Origin of the sequence: Methylobacterium phyllosphaerae, assembly GCF_001936175.1 — a bacterium.
Lineage (GTDB): Bacteria > Pseudomonadota > Alphaproteobacteria > Rhizobiales > Beijerinckiaceae > Methylobacterium > Methylobacterium fujisawaense.
In genome coordinates this window covers 4,905,544-4,921,321 of the sequence record NZ_CP015367.1, presented here as the reverse complement: position 1 = coordinate 4,921,321, position 15,778 = coordinate 4,905,544, and the positions used below count along the sequence as shown (strand labels likewise).

Genomic DNA, 15,778 nt, shown 5'->3' with positions numbered 1-15,778 from the left:
TGTGTCGACCGGCCCATCACGGCCAGGGGCGCCGGCCCATCCGCATCGCGCCCGGCCCCGTCAGGCGACACCCGTGAAGAAGGTGGCGTAGCCGTCCTCGTGCACGCGGGCGAGATAGGCGCGGTACGGTGCGAAGCCCGGCTCCTCGGGTCCGATGCGCCCGTAGCCGAATGCGCCGGCCTGCTCCGGAAGCAGCGCCAGGGGCGCCGCGGCAGGGGTCAGCTGGGTGCCGCGCCCCGCATGGAGCGTCGTCAGGACCCCGTACATCTCGCCCTGGATGTTCGGGCGGCACAGGACCGCCAGGCGGTGCTGCCCGTGCCAGTTGGTCACCAGATAGATCATGCCCGACTGGCTCGGCACGGCGACGCTGCCGGATTGCGCGAAGGGGGCGTCGAGCCGCTCGGCCTCGCGGAACACGAGGCGGGCCGATTCCGCGTCCCACGCGATCTCGGTACGGTAGGCGAAGATCGAGCCGGCCGTCCCGAAGGAGGGCCGCAGGGTGAGATAGCGCCCCTCGATCCAGGCCACGCTCTCCCGGGAATAGGAGCCGAGTTCGTCGGGCGCGTGACGGGCCGTCTCCGGAGCCGGTCGCCCCGGTTCCTGGCGGAGGGATTGGCCCAGGGCCTCCTCCAGCCGGATCGTCGTCGCCAGGGTGAAGGGCCGGCGGCCGGCGAGCGCCTTCTCCAGGGTCGAAATGCTGATCCGGGCCTCTTCGGCCAGCGTCTGCCGGGAGATGCGCCGGCGGGCCAGCGCCTCGCGCACGGTCTGGGCAATGGCGCGGCTCTGCGCCTCGGACAGTTCGATCTCGCTCACAGGCACGGCTCGCGCGGGCTTGATCCGCACAGATCCGCACGAAACCGCACAATTGCGCAAGCGCGGCCAAGCTGGCCATCCACGGCTGCCCGTCAGGAACGCCCCGCCTCCGACGCCATCTCCGTCTCGACGATCAGCCGGAGCGGTCCGGCCCGCAGCGCCTCCAGGGGCCAGCAGGTGACGAGGTCGAGATGCCGGCCGGCCGCCTGCGGATCGATGCCCGAGGCGTCCCACCGCGCCACCCGCGTGCCGGTGACGCGGAAATGCCGGGTCCGGCCGTCGCGGCCCGTCACCGTGACGGGATCGCCGGGCCCGAGGCGCCCCAGCACCGCGAACTGCGTGTCGCGGTGGGCGGCGAAGATTGCGGTGCCGGGCGCTCCGGCCTCCGGCGTACCGTCCAGATGGCCCGGGCCGAAGGCCAGAGCCTGGCCGCTCCCGCCCCGCAGCACCACGAAGCTGCGGCCCGCGACCGTGAGCCGGGCGACCGGCTCGGTGTCGGCCCAGGGCCAGGGCTTGGCGGGGTGCCCCTCGGCCAGCGTGCGGGCGAAGGCGCGCTCCAGCAGCACCTGCGCCAGGGCGGCCTTGGCGGGGATCCAGGCGGCCTGCGCCGCCAGTCCGAGCCCCCCGAGGGTGAGGAGGGCCGCGAGGGCCCTCCCCAGTCCGGATACCGGAGAGCGGCTCATCGCGCGTCCCCGATCCGCCGGGCGCCGCGCCGCTGCAGGCCAGCGCCCAGCAGGAGGCCCAGGAGGGCGAGGAGCAGGCCCAGGCCGAGCTGCGCCAGGATCCCGGCCCCGGTCTGCGGGAGGTCGACGCCCGCCTCGCCGGCATGGATCGGCACGATCCGGGCGGCCTTGTCGTCGGCGGGCGCTTCGCCGCTCCGGTCCGTGCCGAACACCTTGGCGAAGTCCCAGCCCGCCGGCAGGTTCAGCGGCAGGTCGGCGGCGACGAGGGGCGTGCCCGGCGCCCGGCGGGGCGTGGCGTCGATGGCCACGAGGCTGGTCAGCCGCGTCGTCAGGCCGTGCTCCAGGGCCAGCGCCAGGATGGTGGCGTCGGCCGCCTCCGCGCCGAGGCGTCCGGTGATCCGCGCGGTCTCGGTCTCGCCGATCCGGGAGCGCGCCCAGACCTTGGAGATGCCGGCGCCCGTGCCGGCCGCGGCGAGGGGCAGGGTCCGGGTCCAAGTCCGGCCGCCCACCCGGCCCGAGACGGTCACGGTCCCGTGGGCGATCCCCTCGGCCGCCTCCGGCAGCTGCGCGGCGAAGACCAGCGGCTCGCCGCGATACAGGTCGGGCAGCGCGCCCGGCGTGACGGCGACGCCCGGGACCGAGAAGGTCGCGGTCAGGTCGGTGACGGCGGGGGATTCCAGCTTCTCGTAGAGCGCGCGGGTCCGTTCGCCGACCAGGGCGAGGTCGCGGATCTCCGTGAAGCTGCCGCGGCCGATCTCGGCGGCGTGGCGCATCAGGTGGCCGTTGGGCGCCGAGCCGATGCCGACCATGAACAGGCGCGTGCGCCCGAGATTGGCGTGGATCGCCGCGAAGATCCGCTCCTCGTCGCCGACGGCCCCGTCGGTGAGGAACACGACCTGGCGCACGCGCCCGTCCTCCGGATGGGGATCGGCCAGGGCCGCCTTGAGCGGCGCCAGCATCTCGGTGCCGCCGCGGGCCTCCAGGGCGGCGACGAAGCGCTCGGCTTCCGCCAGGGCCGCCCGCGTCGCCGGGACCGGCTCGGGATGCAGCGCGTCCCAGGTGTCGTCGAAGCGGATGACGTTGAAGCGGTCCTGCGGCGTCAGACGCGCGAGGCCGGCCAGCAGCCCGGCCTTGGCCTGCCGCATCGAGGCGCCGGACATCGAGCCGGAATTGTCGATCACGAAGGTGACGTCGCGCGCCGGCCGGGTGGCCGCGTCGGGCTCGAGCGCCGGCGGGTTCACGGCGGCCAGCAGGTAGGTCCGGCCGGCCACGGTCTCGCGGAACAGGCCGAGGCCGGGCACCCGGCTCGGAGCGGGCTCCCAGGTCAGCTCGAGGTCGCGGTCGGCCGGCACGACGCCGTCGGCCAGCGTGACGGTGCGCGCCTCCGAGCCGGTCTCGGTCACGCGGATCGCGTGGGTGGCGCTGCGGACGGCGCCGACGGCGAAGCCCGCCTGGAGCCGCACGGTGACGGCGACCGGGTTGGTCGGCGGGGACAGGGCCGGGTCGAGCACCGGCGGGCTGATCCGGGCGCGATCCGGAACCGGGTCGCGGGCCGCCTCGGCCACGCCGTCGAGGGAGACCGCGTCCACCGCGGCGGGGGCGGGAGTGTAGCGGGGCGCCACCACCAGCGGCAGGCGCAGCGTCCGCGTCTCGCCGGACACGGGGATCGTCTGCTGATAGGTAATCTGGACCACCACCGTCTCGCCGGGGCCGATATTGGCGACCGCGTTGGTGAAGATGTTGGGCCGCTCCTGCGCGGTCAGGGCCGCCGACTGCCCGGCCGCCTTCGCGGCCTCGTAGGCGCGCTTGGCCGCCGCCCGCTCGCGGATGTCGGCCACGATCACGCGGTTGCCGACGACGAGCTTCATCCGGTCGACGGCCGCGTCCTCCGGCAGGGGGTACACGTAGGTGCCCTCGACCCACTCCGCCGTGGTGTTGCGGAAGGCCTGGGTGACCGTGGCCCGGGCGGTCGGGCCGCTGACATCGACGCTGATGTCGGTGGCAAGCTGGACGGCCTCGGCCGGCGCGGCGCCGGCCGGCCCGCGCAGCATCAGGCCGCCCCGCGCCGGCCCCGGCGCCGCGTGGGCCGAGGCGAGCATGATGAGGAGCGCCAGCAGCGCGAGGAAGAGCGGTGACAACGCGGCGTTGCGGGGGGGCTCGACCGCGGGTCGTGGAGCGAAGAACGGCATCGGGGAAACCTCCTGCGCCGGCGGATCGGGGCCGGCTCGCCGCTGAAGCTCCCGCGCCCGCCCCTCGGCCGCCACGAGAAGCTTCGCCCTTTTCCAGGCTCGGCCCGCACCCGCCGGCCGCGCCGCGGCGGATCTGTGCGGAGCCGGTGCGGAGCTGTGCGCCCGGCGGCGCGTCCTGACGGATCCGCCACCGCCTTGACATATGCGCAACCCGCGTCTTAGTTATGCTCAACCTGAGCAGAAATCGAGCGATGACCGAACCCGAGTTCCTGGCAGGCTACGATCCTGCGGCCTACGAGCGGCCCGCCCTGGCGGTGGATCTCGTCCTGCTGGGGATCCGGGCGGGGCGGCTCGCCGCTCTCCTGCTGCGGCGGAGCCAGCAGCCGCAGGCGGGCCTCTGGGCCCTGCCGGGCGGGTTCGTGGGCATCGCCGAAACCCTCGACGCCGCCGCGGAGCGCGTCCTGCGCGACAAGGCCGGGATCGGGCGGGCGCGGCTCGAACAGCTCTACACCTTCGGTGCCGTGGACCGGGATCCGCGGATGCGTATCGTCTCGGTCGCCTACCTGGCGCTGCTGCCGGAGGCGGCCTTCGCCGAGGCCCTGGCGGGCAGCGCCGCGCTGACGGCGGCGACGCTGGTCGTGCCCTGGGCGGGCGAGGCCGGCGGCCCGGTCTCGGCCGTCACGGAGGACGGCGCCCCCCTCGCCCTCGCCCTCGCCTTCGACCACGCCGACATCCTGGCGCTCGCCGTGAAGCGGCTGCGCGGCAAGCTCGACTACACGGATGTCGGCTTCGCGCTGCTCCCGGAGCACTTCACCCTCCGCCAGCTCCAGGACGTGCACGCGGCGATCCGCGGCGCGCCCCTCAACAAATCCGCCTTCCGCCGCCGCATGCGCGACCGGGGCTGGATCGCGCCGACGGGCGCCCGCGAGGCCGGGACGGCGTTCCGCCCCGCCGAACTCTTCCGCTTCGACAGGTCGGGTCAGTTTTGAGGAGACCATCATGGCCACGGTCCGCAACATCGGTGTGATCGCCCAGCTCCGGAGCGAGGCGAGCAGCCACATCATCCGCTTCCGCAACGGCCGGGTCCGGCAGAGCGGGCGGGGGCTGGTCTTCTGGTTCCGGCCCGAGACCGCCAGCATCAGCGAGGTGCCGGTGGACGACCGCGAGATGACCCTGTTCGTCCGCGGCCGCAGCCGGGACTTCCAGACCGTCGTGGTCCAGGGGACGATCGGCTGGCACGTCGTCGATCCCGAGCTGCTGGCGAGCCGGGTCGACTTCTCGATCGACCTCCGCACCGGGCGCCTGCAGGGCGAGCCGATCGAGCGGATCGAGGCGCGCCTCGGCGGCATCGCCGGCCAGGCGGTGCTGCAATATCTCGGGGCGAGCCCGATCGGCGCCCTCCTCGACGCGGGGCCGGAGCCGCTGCGCGCCGTTCTGGAACGGGTGCTCTTCGCCGCCCCGGCGCTGGCCGAGATCGGCATCGCGGCCGTGGCGGTGCGGCTCACCAACCTCGCGCCGACGAGCGAGCTGGAGCGCGCCCTGCAGACGCCGACCTTCGAGGCCCTGCAGCAGAAGGCCGACGAGGCGACCTTCGCCCGGCGCGCGCTCGCGGTCGAGAAGGAGCGCGCCATCGCGGAGAACGAGCTCGCGACGAAGACCGAGCTGGCCCGGCGCGAGACCGTGCTGATCGCACAAGAAGCCGAGAACGCCCGCGACCGCGCCGCGGGCGTCGCGGAGGCCCGCGGCCTGGAGGCCGCCGCGGAGGCCGAGCGGATCCGGCTCGTCGAGGGGGCCCGGGCCGAGGCGGAGCAGCGCCGCGCCGCAATCTACCGGGACATGCCGCCCGCCGTCCTGCTCGGTCTGGCGGCCCGGGAACTCGCCGGCAAGCTGGAGACCATCGAGCACGTCAACGTCACGCCCGACCTGCTGGCGGCCGTTCTCGGGGAGTTCCGCGGCGCGCTGCCCGCGCGGCTCGCGCCGCGCTGAGGAGGCCCGCCATGCCGGCCATCACCCCCCGGGTCGTCTTCGTGATCCGCGACACGGATTACGAGCTGCTCATCGCCCGGCACGCGACCCGCGGCCAGGTCCGGTTCTTCCTGGAGAGCCGGGGCCAGACGCTCGCGGAGGTCGAGGCGCGCCACGCCCAGTTCCAGGCCGTGCTCGCCGAGGCGCGGTCCGCCGTGCCCCTGGACTGGCGGCAGGCCCTGGTGCGGCGCCCCGACCTCGACCGCTTCCTCTTCGCCCCCGAGGACGTGGTCGTGGCCGTGGGACAGGACGGGCTCGTGGCCAACGTCGCCAAATACCTCGACGGGCAGCCGGTGGTCGGCGTCAACCCGGCGCCCGACCTCTACGACGGCGTGCTGGCCCGGGCCCGGGTCGAGGCCCTGCGTGGCCTGCTGCCCGCCAGCGCGGCCGGCGCCGCACCCCTGCAGCGGCGCACCATGGTGCAGGCGACCTTCGACGGCGGCGAGCGGCTGCTCGCCCTGAACGAGATCTTCGTCGGCCACCGCAGCCACCAATCGGCGCGCTACCGCATCGACGACGGGGCGCGGGCGGAGGACCACTCGTCGAGCGGGCTGATCGTGGCCTCGGGCACCGGCCTGACCGGCTGGGCGCGCTCGATCAGCGAGGCGACGCACCTCACCGTTGAGGTGGGCATCGAGGAGGCGGCCTTCGGCTACTGGGTCCGCGAGCCGTTCCCGAGCGTCGCCACCGGCACCGACCTGCGCGGCGGCAAGTTCGCCGGATCGCCCCTCACCGTCGTGTCGCGGATGAACGAGGGCGGCGTGGTGTTCTCGGACGGGATCGAGCAGGATTTCGTCGCCTTCGACTGGGGGCGGCGGGTGAGCCTCGCGCCGGCCGACCGCACCTTCAACCTCGTGGCCGCGTAGGGCGGCGCCGACCGGGAGCCCGATGATCGCCATCCGGACCGACCGCCTCATCCTGCGGCGCTTCAGGCCGGACGACGCCGCCGACCTGTTCGCCTACCTGCACCGGCCGCGGGCACGCTGCTTCCTGAGCAGCCGCCTCGATACGCCGGCGGACGCGGAGGCGGAAGCCGGGCGGCGCGCCAGCGACGACGAGCACGTGGCCGTGTGCCTGACCGCGTCCGGCCGGCTGATCGGCGACCTGTTCTGCCTCCCCGAACCGCCCGACACCTTCTCGGTCGGCTGGAACTTCAACGCCGCGTATGGCGGCGCGGGCTACGCCCATGAGGCCGCGGCCGCTCTGTTCGGGCACCTGTTCTCCGAGCGGCAGGCGCGGCGCCTCTACGCCTATGTCGAGGAGGACAACGCCGCCTCGCACCGCCTGTGCGCGACGCTGGGAATGCGCCTCGAGGGCCTGTTCCGCGAGTTCGTCACCTTCGTGGACGACGATCAGGGCAACCCGATCTTCGAGAACTCGATGCAGTACGCCATCCTGCGCCGGGAATGGGCAGAGCGCTCCGCGCGCGGCTGAGGCCGGTCCGGCACTGTCCAAAGACCCCGGCTGAATACGCCGGCGGCATTCAGCTGCTTTCGCGGGCGTCGGACCGGTCGAAGCGCGGCGCGAAGACGGTGTCCGTCATCACGAGCGCAGCGAAGTGACCCAGGGCAGCGCGACGTTCGGAGGCCTGGCGCTGCTGGATTGCTTCGCTCCGCTCGCAATGACGGCGGTGCAGTTCTTCGACAGCGCCGACGGGCAAGGCGCGCCGCCAATACGGTCGGCCCCTGCATCTGGCACGCTTCTTGGTTCGTCTTCACCAGCGCAGCGTCGCCCCGGCGGCGGCTAGAGGTTGGCGTGCCGTCGATGTGGTGAGGTGCCGGGCGACCGGATCTCCGCGACTGCCTTGAGCCTGTCCCGAGCTCCGATCCCTCCGTTTCAGCACCGGCACGCGCCGTCCGGCGGATCGCACGATCCGCCCTCTGAGGAGAGTCGATATGTGCGACCGTCACGGCGATTATCGCGTCCCGGATTTCACGCGGTTCAAGCCCAGCCGCAGGCGTTTTCTCGGAGGGACGGCCGCCGCGCTGACCCTGGCGGTGGGTCCGGGCCTGACCGGCCCGGCCGCGGCGGCCACCGGCATCCGCGCGACCCACGGCACCGGCTTCTGCAACCTGAACTTCTTCCTCGCCGAGGCGATGCAGCTCGCCAAGGATGACGGCCTGACCATCGACTTCGTCAACACGCCGACCTTCTCGGATCAGGTCACCTTCCTCGGCATGGGCCAGGTCGATGCCGGCGTGATGCCCTATACGAGCTTCATGGCGCTCTACGACGCGGGCGCCCCCGTGAAGATCGTGGCCGGCGGCGGCATCGAGGGCTGCGTGCTGGTCGCCCAGCCCGGCCTCGACAGCCCGGAGAAGCTCAAGGGCAAGACGCTCGGCACCTTCCAGCTCGATACGCTGGAGGTGCTGCCCTACGACTGGCTGAAGAAGAACGGCGTCGCCTTCAAGGACATCACGGTCCGCTACATGGGCTCGACCCCGGAGGCCGTGGAGGCGTTCCGCGCCGGGGCGCTGGACATCATCTCGACCATCGAGCCCTACGGCACCGCGCTCCTCACCGACGTGAAGGGCGCCGTGAAGCTCTCCGACGGCACCGACATCTACGGCAAGGGCTACACCGACTGCGTGCTGGCGGTCCGCAATGAGCTGATCGCCAAGAACCCGGCCGCCGTGAAGGCGCTGATCAAGGGCATGATGAAGGCCCAGGCCCTGGCCGAGGGCGATCCCCAGGCCGCCCTGAACAAGCTCGTCGGCTCCTACTACAAGACCTCGATGAGCAACGCCCAGCTCGCCATGGGCCGGCAGCCCTCGGTGGTGGACGCCCGCAACCAGACGCAGTTCATCCTCGACCGGACCGATTCCGTGGCCGAGATGGGCTACATCAAGAAGAAGCCCGGCCGCGACGCGATCGACTGGACCCTGCTGGAGCAGGTCATCGCCGAGAACCCGGACCTCTACGGCAAGCTCAAGCTGAAGTCGGCCTGAGCGGATGGCCGTCGATCTCGCCCGCGCCGCCGTCCCGCACATCCGGCCGCGCGTGCCCTTCGGTCAGCGCCTCGCGCTGCCCGACGGGCTCGTCCCCCTGCTCCGCCGGATCGGCTGGATGCTGGTCTCCGTCGGCTGCTTCGCCGGCCTGTGGGAGCTGCTCTGGGCGCTCGGCATCGCCGATGCCAAGCTGCTGCCGCCGCCGCACATCTTCCTCGGCAACCTCGCCGAGCAGGCCCGGTTCTTCAACACCGCCCAGCGCTGGCAGATCGGCACCGGCATGAATGCCGGTCCGAGCCCCGCCATGGCGGTGCTGATCACCGTGCTCGCCTCCACGGGCCGGGTGCTGGCGGGCCTGTTCCTGGCCGCCACCCTGTCGATCCTGGTCGGGGTGGCGATCCGCTACGTCGTGCTGTTTGAGCGCCTGACCCTGCCGACCATCACGCTCCTGGCGCCGGTCTCGCCGATCGCGTGGCTGCCGGTGGCGATCTTCATGTTCGGGATCGGCAACGCCCCGGCGATCTTCATGGTGTTCATCGCCCTGTTCTTCACGATGGTGCTCTCGACCATCCAGCAGATCGACGGGGTCAACCGGAACTACATCAACGTCGCCCGGACGATGGGGGCGACGAAGCGCCAGATCTACGCGCGGGTGATCGTGCCGGCGATCCTGCCGGGGCTGCTGGCGGTGCTGCGCCTCAACCTGTTCGGCGCCTGGATGGTGGTGCTCGTCGCCGAGGCGACCGGCGTCGGCTACGGGCTCGGCCAGGTGATCATGCTGGCGCGCAACACCTTCAACCCATCGCTGGTGTTCTTCACCATCACGCTGATCGGTCTGCTCGGCTTCGCCTTCGACCTGCTGTTCCGGGTGGTCCAGCGGCGGCTGCTGTACTGGCTGCCGCGCGACACGGGGGCCGCCCTTGGCCTCTGATCTCAGCTCCGACGCCGCCGTCTCCTGCCGCGGCGTCGCCAAGGTCTGGGCGCATGGCACCGCCCGCGCCCACGAGGCCCTGCGCGACATCGACCTCACCGTGCGGCCCGGCGAGTTCGTGGTGTTCCTCGGCCCCTCGGGCTGCGGGAAGAGCACGCTGCTCTACCTCATCGCCGGGCTGGAGGCCGCCTCCGGCGGCGCGCTCCTGGCCTTCGGCGCGCCGGTCACCGGACCGTCGCCGGAGCGCAGCCTGATCTTCCAGGAGACCTCGCTGCTGCCCTGGCTCAGCGTCTGGCAGAACGTCAGCTTCGGCCTGTCGCTGAAGGGCGTGCCGGAGGCCGAGCGCCGCAGCGTCGCCCGGGCCGCTCTCCAGCGGGTCGGCCTCGCCGAGGCCTTCGACAAGCGGCCGGATGAATTGTCGGGCGGCATGCGCCAGCGCGTGGCGGTGGCGCGCGCGCTCGCCATGCGCCCGAAGGTCCTGCTGATGGACGAGCCCTTCGCGGCCCTCGACGTCCAGACCCGCCAGAAGATGCAGGACTTCCTGCTCGACGTCTGGCGCGACAGCGGCGCCTCGGTGCTGTTCGTGACCCACCACATCGACGAGGCGGTGGCGCTCGCCGACCGGGTGGTGGTGTTCACGGCCCGGCCCGGGCGGATCAAGACCATCGTCCGCAACGACCTGCCCCGCCCGCGCGACCCGTTCTCCCCCGAGGCCGAGGCGATGCGGCGGCACCTCACCGAGCTTCTGCGCGACGAGGTCGACCGGGCCTTCGCCGAGCAGGAAGCGCTCGTCTGACCTCCTCCCCAACACGGACACGACCATGGCCACATCGCTGATCCGCAGCCGGCGGATGATCACCCGCACCCTCGATCACGACCGCTGGGAGGAGATCGCCGACGGCGCGGTCCTGCAGAAGGACGGCGTGATCGAGGCGGTCGGCACCTACGCGGACCTGCATGCCCGCTACCCCGACGCCCCCGTGATCGGCTCCGGCCGCGAGATCCTGCTGCCGGGCTTCGTCAACGGCCACCACCATGTCGGCCTCACGCCGGTGCAGCTCGGCTCCCCCGACATGCCGCTGGAACTGTGGTTCGTCACCCGGATGGTGGCGCGCAACCTGAACCTCTACCTCGACACCCTGTACTCGGCCTTCGAGATGGTCGGCTCCGGGATCACCACGGTCCAGCACATCCACGGCTGGATGCCCGGCAGCCTGGAGGAGGTCGAGGCGCGCTCCAACGAGGTGCTGCGCGCCTATCGCGACATCGGCATGCGGGTTTCGTACTGCTTCGCGGTCCGCGACCAGAACCGCCTCGTCTATCAGGCCGACATGGATTTCGTGGCGAGCCTACCGGCGCCGCTGCAGGACCCGATGAAGCGCTGGTTCGAGCGCTTCCAGATGTCCCTGGAAGACAACTTCTCCCTGTTCCGCAGCCTGCATGCCGGACAGGCCGGGGCGTCGCGGTCCAAGATCCAGCTCGCGCCCGCCAACCTCCACTGGTGCTCCGACGCGGCCCTCGAAGGGCTCGCCGGCCTGTCCGAATCCTACGACGTGCCGATGCACATGCACCTCGTCGAGACCGCCTACCAGAAGGCCTACGCGGAGAAGCGCGGCGGCGGGACCGCCGTCGAGTATCTCGATCGGTTCGGCATGCTCGGTCCGCGCCTGACCCTCGGCCACGGCGTCTGGCTGAACGAATCCGACATCGAGCGGGTCGCGGCGACCGGCACCTGCATCTGCCACAACTGCTCGTCGAACTTCCGGCTGCGCTCCGGCGTGGCGGCGCTCAACCGGTTCGAGGCCAAGGGGATCAACACGGCGATCGGCCTCGATGAGGCCGGCATCAACGACGACCGCGACATGCTGCAGGAGATGCGCCTCGTGCTCCGCGCCCACCGGGTGCCCGGCATGGACGAGGCCGACGTGCCGAGCATGGCGCAGGTGCTGCGCATGGCGACCGTCGGCGGCGCCCGCACCACGCCCTATGGCGATAGCCTGGGCACGATCGAGGTCGGCAAGGGCGCCGACCTCGTCCTGATCGACTGGGACCAGATCGCCTACCCGTATCTCGACCCGGAGACGCCGCTCCTCGACGCCGTGATCCAGCGGGCCAAGACCGGCGGCGTCACCACGGTGCTGTGCGAGGGCGAGGTGCTCTACGCCGACGGGCGCTTCACCCGGGTCGACAAGGATGCCGCCCTGAAGGCGCTCCACGACGACCTGTCGCGGGCGCTGTCGGACGACGAGGTCGAGCGGCGCCAGCTCTCGAAGGCGCTGCTGCCCCACGCGCGGCGCTTCTACGCCGATTACATCGACCCGTCGCGGCACGAGCCGTTCTACCGCCCGAGCTCGCGCGTCTGACGGCGCGGGCCCGGGCCGGGCTTCAGCGGACCAGGCAGGGCTTCTTGTTGTCGAAGCTCCAGCCTGGGATCAGGAACTGCATGGCGGCCGCGTCGTCGCGGGCGCCGAGGCCGTGGTCGCGGTAGAGGGCGTGCGCCTCCTCCACCGCCGCCATGTCGAGCTCGATGCCGAGGCCCGGCCGCTCCGGCACCCGCACGAGGCCGCCGCGGATCGCCAGCGGCTCCTTGGTCAGGCGCTCGCCGTCCTGCCAGATCCAGTGGGTGTCGATCGCCGTGACGTTGCCCGGGGCCGCCGCGGCCACGTGAGTGAACATGGCGAGCGACACGTCGAAATGGTTGTTCGAGTGCGAGCCCCAGGTCAGGCCGTGGTCGCGGCACAGCTGGGCCACCCGGACCGAGCCGGCGAGCGTCCAGAAATGCGGGTCGGCGAGCGGGATGTCGACGGCGCCGAGCTGGATCGCGTGGTTCATCTGCCGCCAGTCGGTGGCGATCATGTTGGTGGCGGTGGGCAGGCCGGTGGCGCGGCGGAACTCGGCCATGATCTCGCGGCCCGAGAACCCGCCCTCGGCGCCGCAGGGATCCTCCGCGTAGGCCAGCACGTGGCCCTGGCCCTTGCAGAGGCGGATCGCCTCGTCGAGGGACCACGCGCCGTTCGGGTCCAGCGTCACCCGAGCCTTGGGGAAGCGCGCGTGGATCGCGGTGACGGCGGCGATCTCCTCCTCGCCCCGCAGCACGCCGCCCTTCAGCTTGAAATCGTTGAAGCCGTACTGGTCGTAGGCGGCCTCGGCGAGCCGGGCGACGGCCTCCGGTGTCAGCGCCTCCTCGTCGCGCAGGCGGAACCAGCCGTCGCGGGCGGTCGGTGCGCGATAATCGAGATCGGTGCGGGTGCGGTCGCCGACGTAGAACAGGTAGCCCAGCATCTCGACGGCGTCGCGCTGCTGGCCCTCGCCCAGGAGGGCGGCCACCGGCACGTCGAGGTACTGGCCGAGCAGGTCGAGGAAGGCGGATTCGACCGCCGTCACCGCGTGGATGGTGATGCGCAGGTCGAAGGTCTGCAGCCCGCGCCCGCCGGAATCGCGATCCGCGAAGCGCGTCCGCATGGCGTTCAGCACCGCGTTCCAGGCGCCGAGCGGCTGCCCGACCACGAGGTCCCGGGCATCCTCCAGGGTCTTGCGGATGCCCTCGCCGCCGGGGACTTCGCCGAGGCCGGTGGCGCCGGTGGAGTCCGTGAGGATCACGAGGTTGCGGGTGAAATACGGGCCGTGCGCGCCCGAGAGGTTGAGGAGCATGCTGTCGTGGCCGGCGACCGGCACGACCTTCATCTCGGTCACGGTGGGCGTGTTGCGCGCGGCATGACGGCTGTCGTTCGGCATGGCGTCCTCCTCGAAGATCCCCGGCCGGCCTGAGCCGGGCGCGGGGCGGGTTCGGAACGGGGCCGGTCCGGCCCGCGGGTCAGTGGGCCTTCAGCTCGACGCGGCGGATCTCGCCGACCACCACGAGGTAACAGAAGCAGGCGACGAGGGCGTTCAGGCCCACGAAGACCAGGGCGCCGTTGAACGAGCCCGTGCTCTGGACGATGTAGCCGATGGCGATCGGCGTGGTGATGCCGGCGGTGTTGCCGAAGGTGTTGAACAGGCCGCCCGAAAGGCCGCCGCTCTCCCGCGGGGAGGTGTCGGCGACGACCGCCCAGCCGAGCGCGCCGATGCCTTTGCCGAAGAAGGCGAGCGCCATCAGCCCGACCACGAGGGCATCCGCCTGGACGTAGTTGCAGCCGATGATGCTCATCGACAGCAGCATGCCGCCGACGATCGGGATCTTGCGGGCCGCCGTCAGGGAAAAGCCGCGGCGCAGAAGCAGGTCGGAGATCACGCCCCCGAGGATGCCGCCGATGAAGCCGCAGAGCGCCGGCAGCACCGCGGCGAAGCCGGCCTGGAGGATCGACAGGCCGCGCTCCTTGACGAGGTAGACCGGGAACCACGTCAGGAAGAAGTAGGTCAGCACGGTGATGCAGTACTGGCCGATATAGATGCCGAGCAGCATGCGGTTGGCGAGCAGCTGGCGCAGCGTCCGGCCGGCATCGCCCTGCCCGGTCCGGCTCTGCCCGTCCATGTCGAGCAGCGCGCCGCCGGCCTCGATGTAGTCCCGCTCCGCCTGATTCATGGACGGGTGGTTCTTCGGGCTGTCGACGACGCGCAGCCACACCACCGCGAAGGCGAGGCCGAGCAGGCCCATGCTGGTGAAGACGTGGTGCCAGCCGAAATTGTGGACGATCCACGCCATCAGCGGCGTGAACAGCACCGTGGCGAAGTACTGCGCCGAGTTGAAGAACGCCGAGGCCATGCCGCGCTCCCGGGTCGGGAACCACGCGGCGACGATCCGGGCATTGGCGGGGAAGACCGGCGCCTCGGTGAGGCCGACGGCGAGCCGTAGGGCGAACAGCAGCACCACGGCGGTGAGGCCGGAGAAGAAGCCGACGGCTCCCTGGACCAGGGTGAAGCCGGACCAGAGGGCGACGGCGGCGGCGTAGACCCATTTGACGCTGTAGCGGTCGAGGAGCCAGCCGCCCGGAATCTGGGCCAGAACGTAGGACCACGCGAAGGCCGAAAAGACGTAGCCCATCTGGACCGGGGACAGGCCGAGTTCCTTGGCCATGTCGGGTCCGGCGATCGAGATGGTCGCGCGGTCGGCGTAGTTGATCGTGGTGGCGGCGAACAGCATCGCGACGATCAGCAGGCGGACGCGGGTGCGGCGACCCGCATCGGCGGCGTCGAGCAGGGTGCTCGCCGCGCCGCTCGAACTGGCACTCATGAACGTTCTCCCTGGCTCGTCGCCGCCCGGTTGATCCAGGAGGCGGGTCGTTGCCGCCGTTGGCTCGGCGGGTCTGTCGTTGGTCGTCTCGTGGGGGCTCAGCGGCGGTCGCCGATCAGCGCCGTCAGCTCGGCGCGCTCCGCCGCGTCCAATTCGGTCAGCGGCGGCCGGACCGGGCCGGCGTGGCGGCCGACGGCGCTCATCCCCGCCTTGACGATCGAGACCGCGTAGCCGCGCTTGCGGTTGCGGATCGCGATGTAGGGGAGGACGAAGTCGCGCAGCTCCCGGTAGACGGCGTCGCGGTCCCGGCGGCGCACGCTGTCGTAGAAGGACAGCGCCCATTCGGGCAGGAAGTTGAAGATCGCCGAGGAGTAGGTGGTGACGCCCATCTCCAGATACGGCAGCGCGAAGGTCTCGGCGGTGGGCAGGCCGCCGACATAGGTCAGGCGGTCGCCCAAAGCGGCGTAGATCCGGGTCATCAGCTCGACATCGCCGACGCCGTCCTTGAAGCCGACGAGGTTCGGGCAGCGCTCGCACAGGCTGGCGAGCGTCTGCTCGTTGAGCTGGGCGTTGGCGCGGTTGTAGACGATGATCCCGAGAGAGGTCGCGCGGCAGACCGCCTCGATATGGGCGGCGAGACCGGCCTGCTCGGAGCCGACGAGGTAGGGCGGCAGCAGCAGGATCCCGTCCGCGCCGGCGGCCTCGGCGGCCCGGGCCATCTCGACCGCCAGGGCGGTGCCCTGGCCGGCGGGGGCGATGACCGGCGTGCGGCCGCGGGTCTCCGCGACGGCGGCGCGCAGGACCCGGTCGATCTCGGCGGGCGTCAGCGAGAAGAACTCGCCGGTGCCGCCGGCCGCGAACAAGCCCGAGACCTTGTAGTCGGCCAGCCGCCCGAGATTGTCCCGATAGGCGGTCTCGTCGAAGCCGAGATCGTCGCGGAAATGCGTGACCGGGAAGGACAGCAGGCCGGAGCCCAACACGCGCGCCATCTCGGCCGGGGTCATCCGCGCCATCGATTC

The 15,778-nt window shown here is 72.0% G+C and carries 14 protein-coding genes; 8 read left to right on the top strand and 6 right to left on the bottom strand.

Going from position 1 to position 15,778, the window contains the following annotated elements:
• Nucleotides 1–60: 60 nt before the first annotated feature.
• The 3 genes from MCBMB27_RS22450 to MCBMB27_RS22440 form a co-directional block, all read right to left on the bottom strand.
• Nucleotides 61–813, bottom strand: a complete 753-nt coding sequence (locus MCBMB27_RS22450; RefSeq protein WP_075381311.1) for a helix-turn-helix domain-containing protein — start codon at nt 811–813, stop codon at nt 61–63.
• 92 nt (nt 814–905) lie between these two features.
• Nucleotides 906–1,496, bottom strand: coding sequence for a class GN sortase (locus MCBMB27_RS22445; protein WP_075381310.1), 591 nt, complete (start codon nt 1,494–1,496; stop codon nt 906–908).
• Entirely contained in the window at nt 1,493–3,685 is a 2,193-nt protein-coding gene (locus MCBMB27_RS22440; RefSeq protein ID WP_075381309.1) for a marine proteobacterial sortase target protein, read from the bottom strand. The genes MCBMB27_RS22445 and MCBMB27_RS22440 overlap by 4 nt, the downstream gene beginning before the upstream one ends.
• A gap of 251 nt (nt 3,686–3,936) precedes the next feature.
• Between MCBMB27_RS22440 and MCBMB27_RS22435 the strand changes: the two genes are divergently transcribed.
• From MCBMB27_RS22435 to MCBMB27_RS22400, 8 genes are all read left to right on the top strand, one after another.
• The gene (locus MCBMB27_RS22435; protein ID WP_075381308.1) at nt 3,937–4,674 is read left to right on the top strand and encodes an NUDIX hydrolase; all 738 of its coding nucleotides are present in this window, start codon (nt 3,937–3,939) and stop codon (nt 4,672–4,674) included.
• Between the two features lie 10 nt (nt 4,675–4,684).
• The gene (locus tag MCBMB27_RS22430) at nt 4,685–5,671 is read left to right on the top strand and encodes an SPFH domain-containing protein (RefSeq protein ID WP_043760252.1); all 987 of its coding nucleotides are present in this window, start codon (nt 4,685–4,687) and stop codon (nt 5,669–5,671) included.
• Nucleotides 5,672–5,682: 11 nt separating this feature from the next.
• Nucleotides 5,683–6,576 (top strand): NAD(+)/NADH kinase, encoded by an 894-nt coding sequence (locus MCBMB27_RS22425; RefSeq protein WP_075381307.1) that lies wholly within the window; start codon nt 5,683–5,685, stop codon nt 6,574–6,576.
• Between the two features lie 22 nt (nt 6,577–6,598).
• Nucleotides 6,599–7,144 carry a GNAT family N-acetyltransferase gene (locus MCBMB27_RS22420; protein ID WP_075381306.1) on the top strand — a complete coding sequence of 182 codons (546 nt, stop codon included), beginning with the start codon at nt 6,599–6,601 and terminating at the stop codon, nt 7,142–7,144.
• Nucleotides 7,145–7,605: 461 nt separating this feature from the next.
• Nucleotides 7,606–8,658, top strand: a complete 1,053-nt coding sequence (locus tag MCBMB27_RS22415) for an ABC transporter substrate-binding protein (RefSeq protein WP_043760248.1) — start codon at nt 7,606–7,608, stop codon at nt 8,656–8,658.
• Between the two features lie 4 nt (nt 8,659–8,662).
• On the top strand, nt 8,663–9,589 hold the full coding sequence (locus MCBMB27_RS22410; RefSeq protein WP_075381305.1) for an ABC transporter permease: 927 nt from the start codon (nt 8,663–8,665) through the stop codon (nt 9,587–9,589).
• Nucleotides 9,579–10,385, top strand: coding sequence for an ABC transporter ATP-binding protein (locus MCBMB27_RS22405; protein WP_075381304.1), 807 nt, complete (start codon nt 9,579–9,581; stop codon nt 10,383–10,385). Before MCBMB27_RS22410 ends, MCBMB27_RS22405 begins: the two co-directional genes overlap by 11 nt.
• A 25-nt stretch (nt 10,386–10,410) precedes the next feature.
• Nucleotides 10,411–11,952: an amidohydrolase family protein gene (locus MCBMB27_RS22400; protein ID WP_075381303.1), complete on the top strand. Its 1,542-nt coding sequence runs from the start codon at nt 10,411–10,413 to the stop codon at nt 11,950–11,952.
• A 22-nt stretch (nt 11,953–11,974) separates the two neighbouring features.
• Here MCBMB27_RS22400 and gudD read toward each other — a convergent pair whose 3' ends face one another.
• From gudD to kdgD, 3 genes are all read right to left on the bottom strand, one after another.
• Nucleotides 11,975–13,324 carry a glucarate dehydratase gene (gene gudD / locus MCBMB27_RS22395; protein WP_043386727.1) on the bottom strand — a complete coding sequence of 450 codons (1,350 nt, stop codon included), beginning with the start codon at nt 13,322–13,324 and terminating at the stop codon, nt 11,975–11,977.
• A 79-nt stretch (nt 13,325–13,403) separates the two neighbouring features.
• Entirely contained in the window at nt 13,404–14,759 is a 1,356-nt protein-coding gene (locus MCBMB27_RS22390) for an MFS transporter (RefSeq protein ID WP_075381302.1), read from the bottom strand.
• Nucleotides 14,760–14,857: 98 nt separating this feature from the next.
• A complete protein-coding gene (gene kdgD / locus MCBMB27_RS22385; RefSeq protein ID WP_075381301.1) occupies nt 14,858–15,772 on the bottom strand; it encodes a 5-dehydro-4-deoxyglucarate dehydratase in 915 nt (304 codons plus the stop codon).
• Between the last annotated feature and the right edge of the window lie 6 nt (nt 15,773–15,778).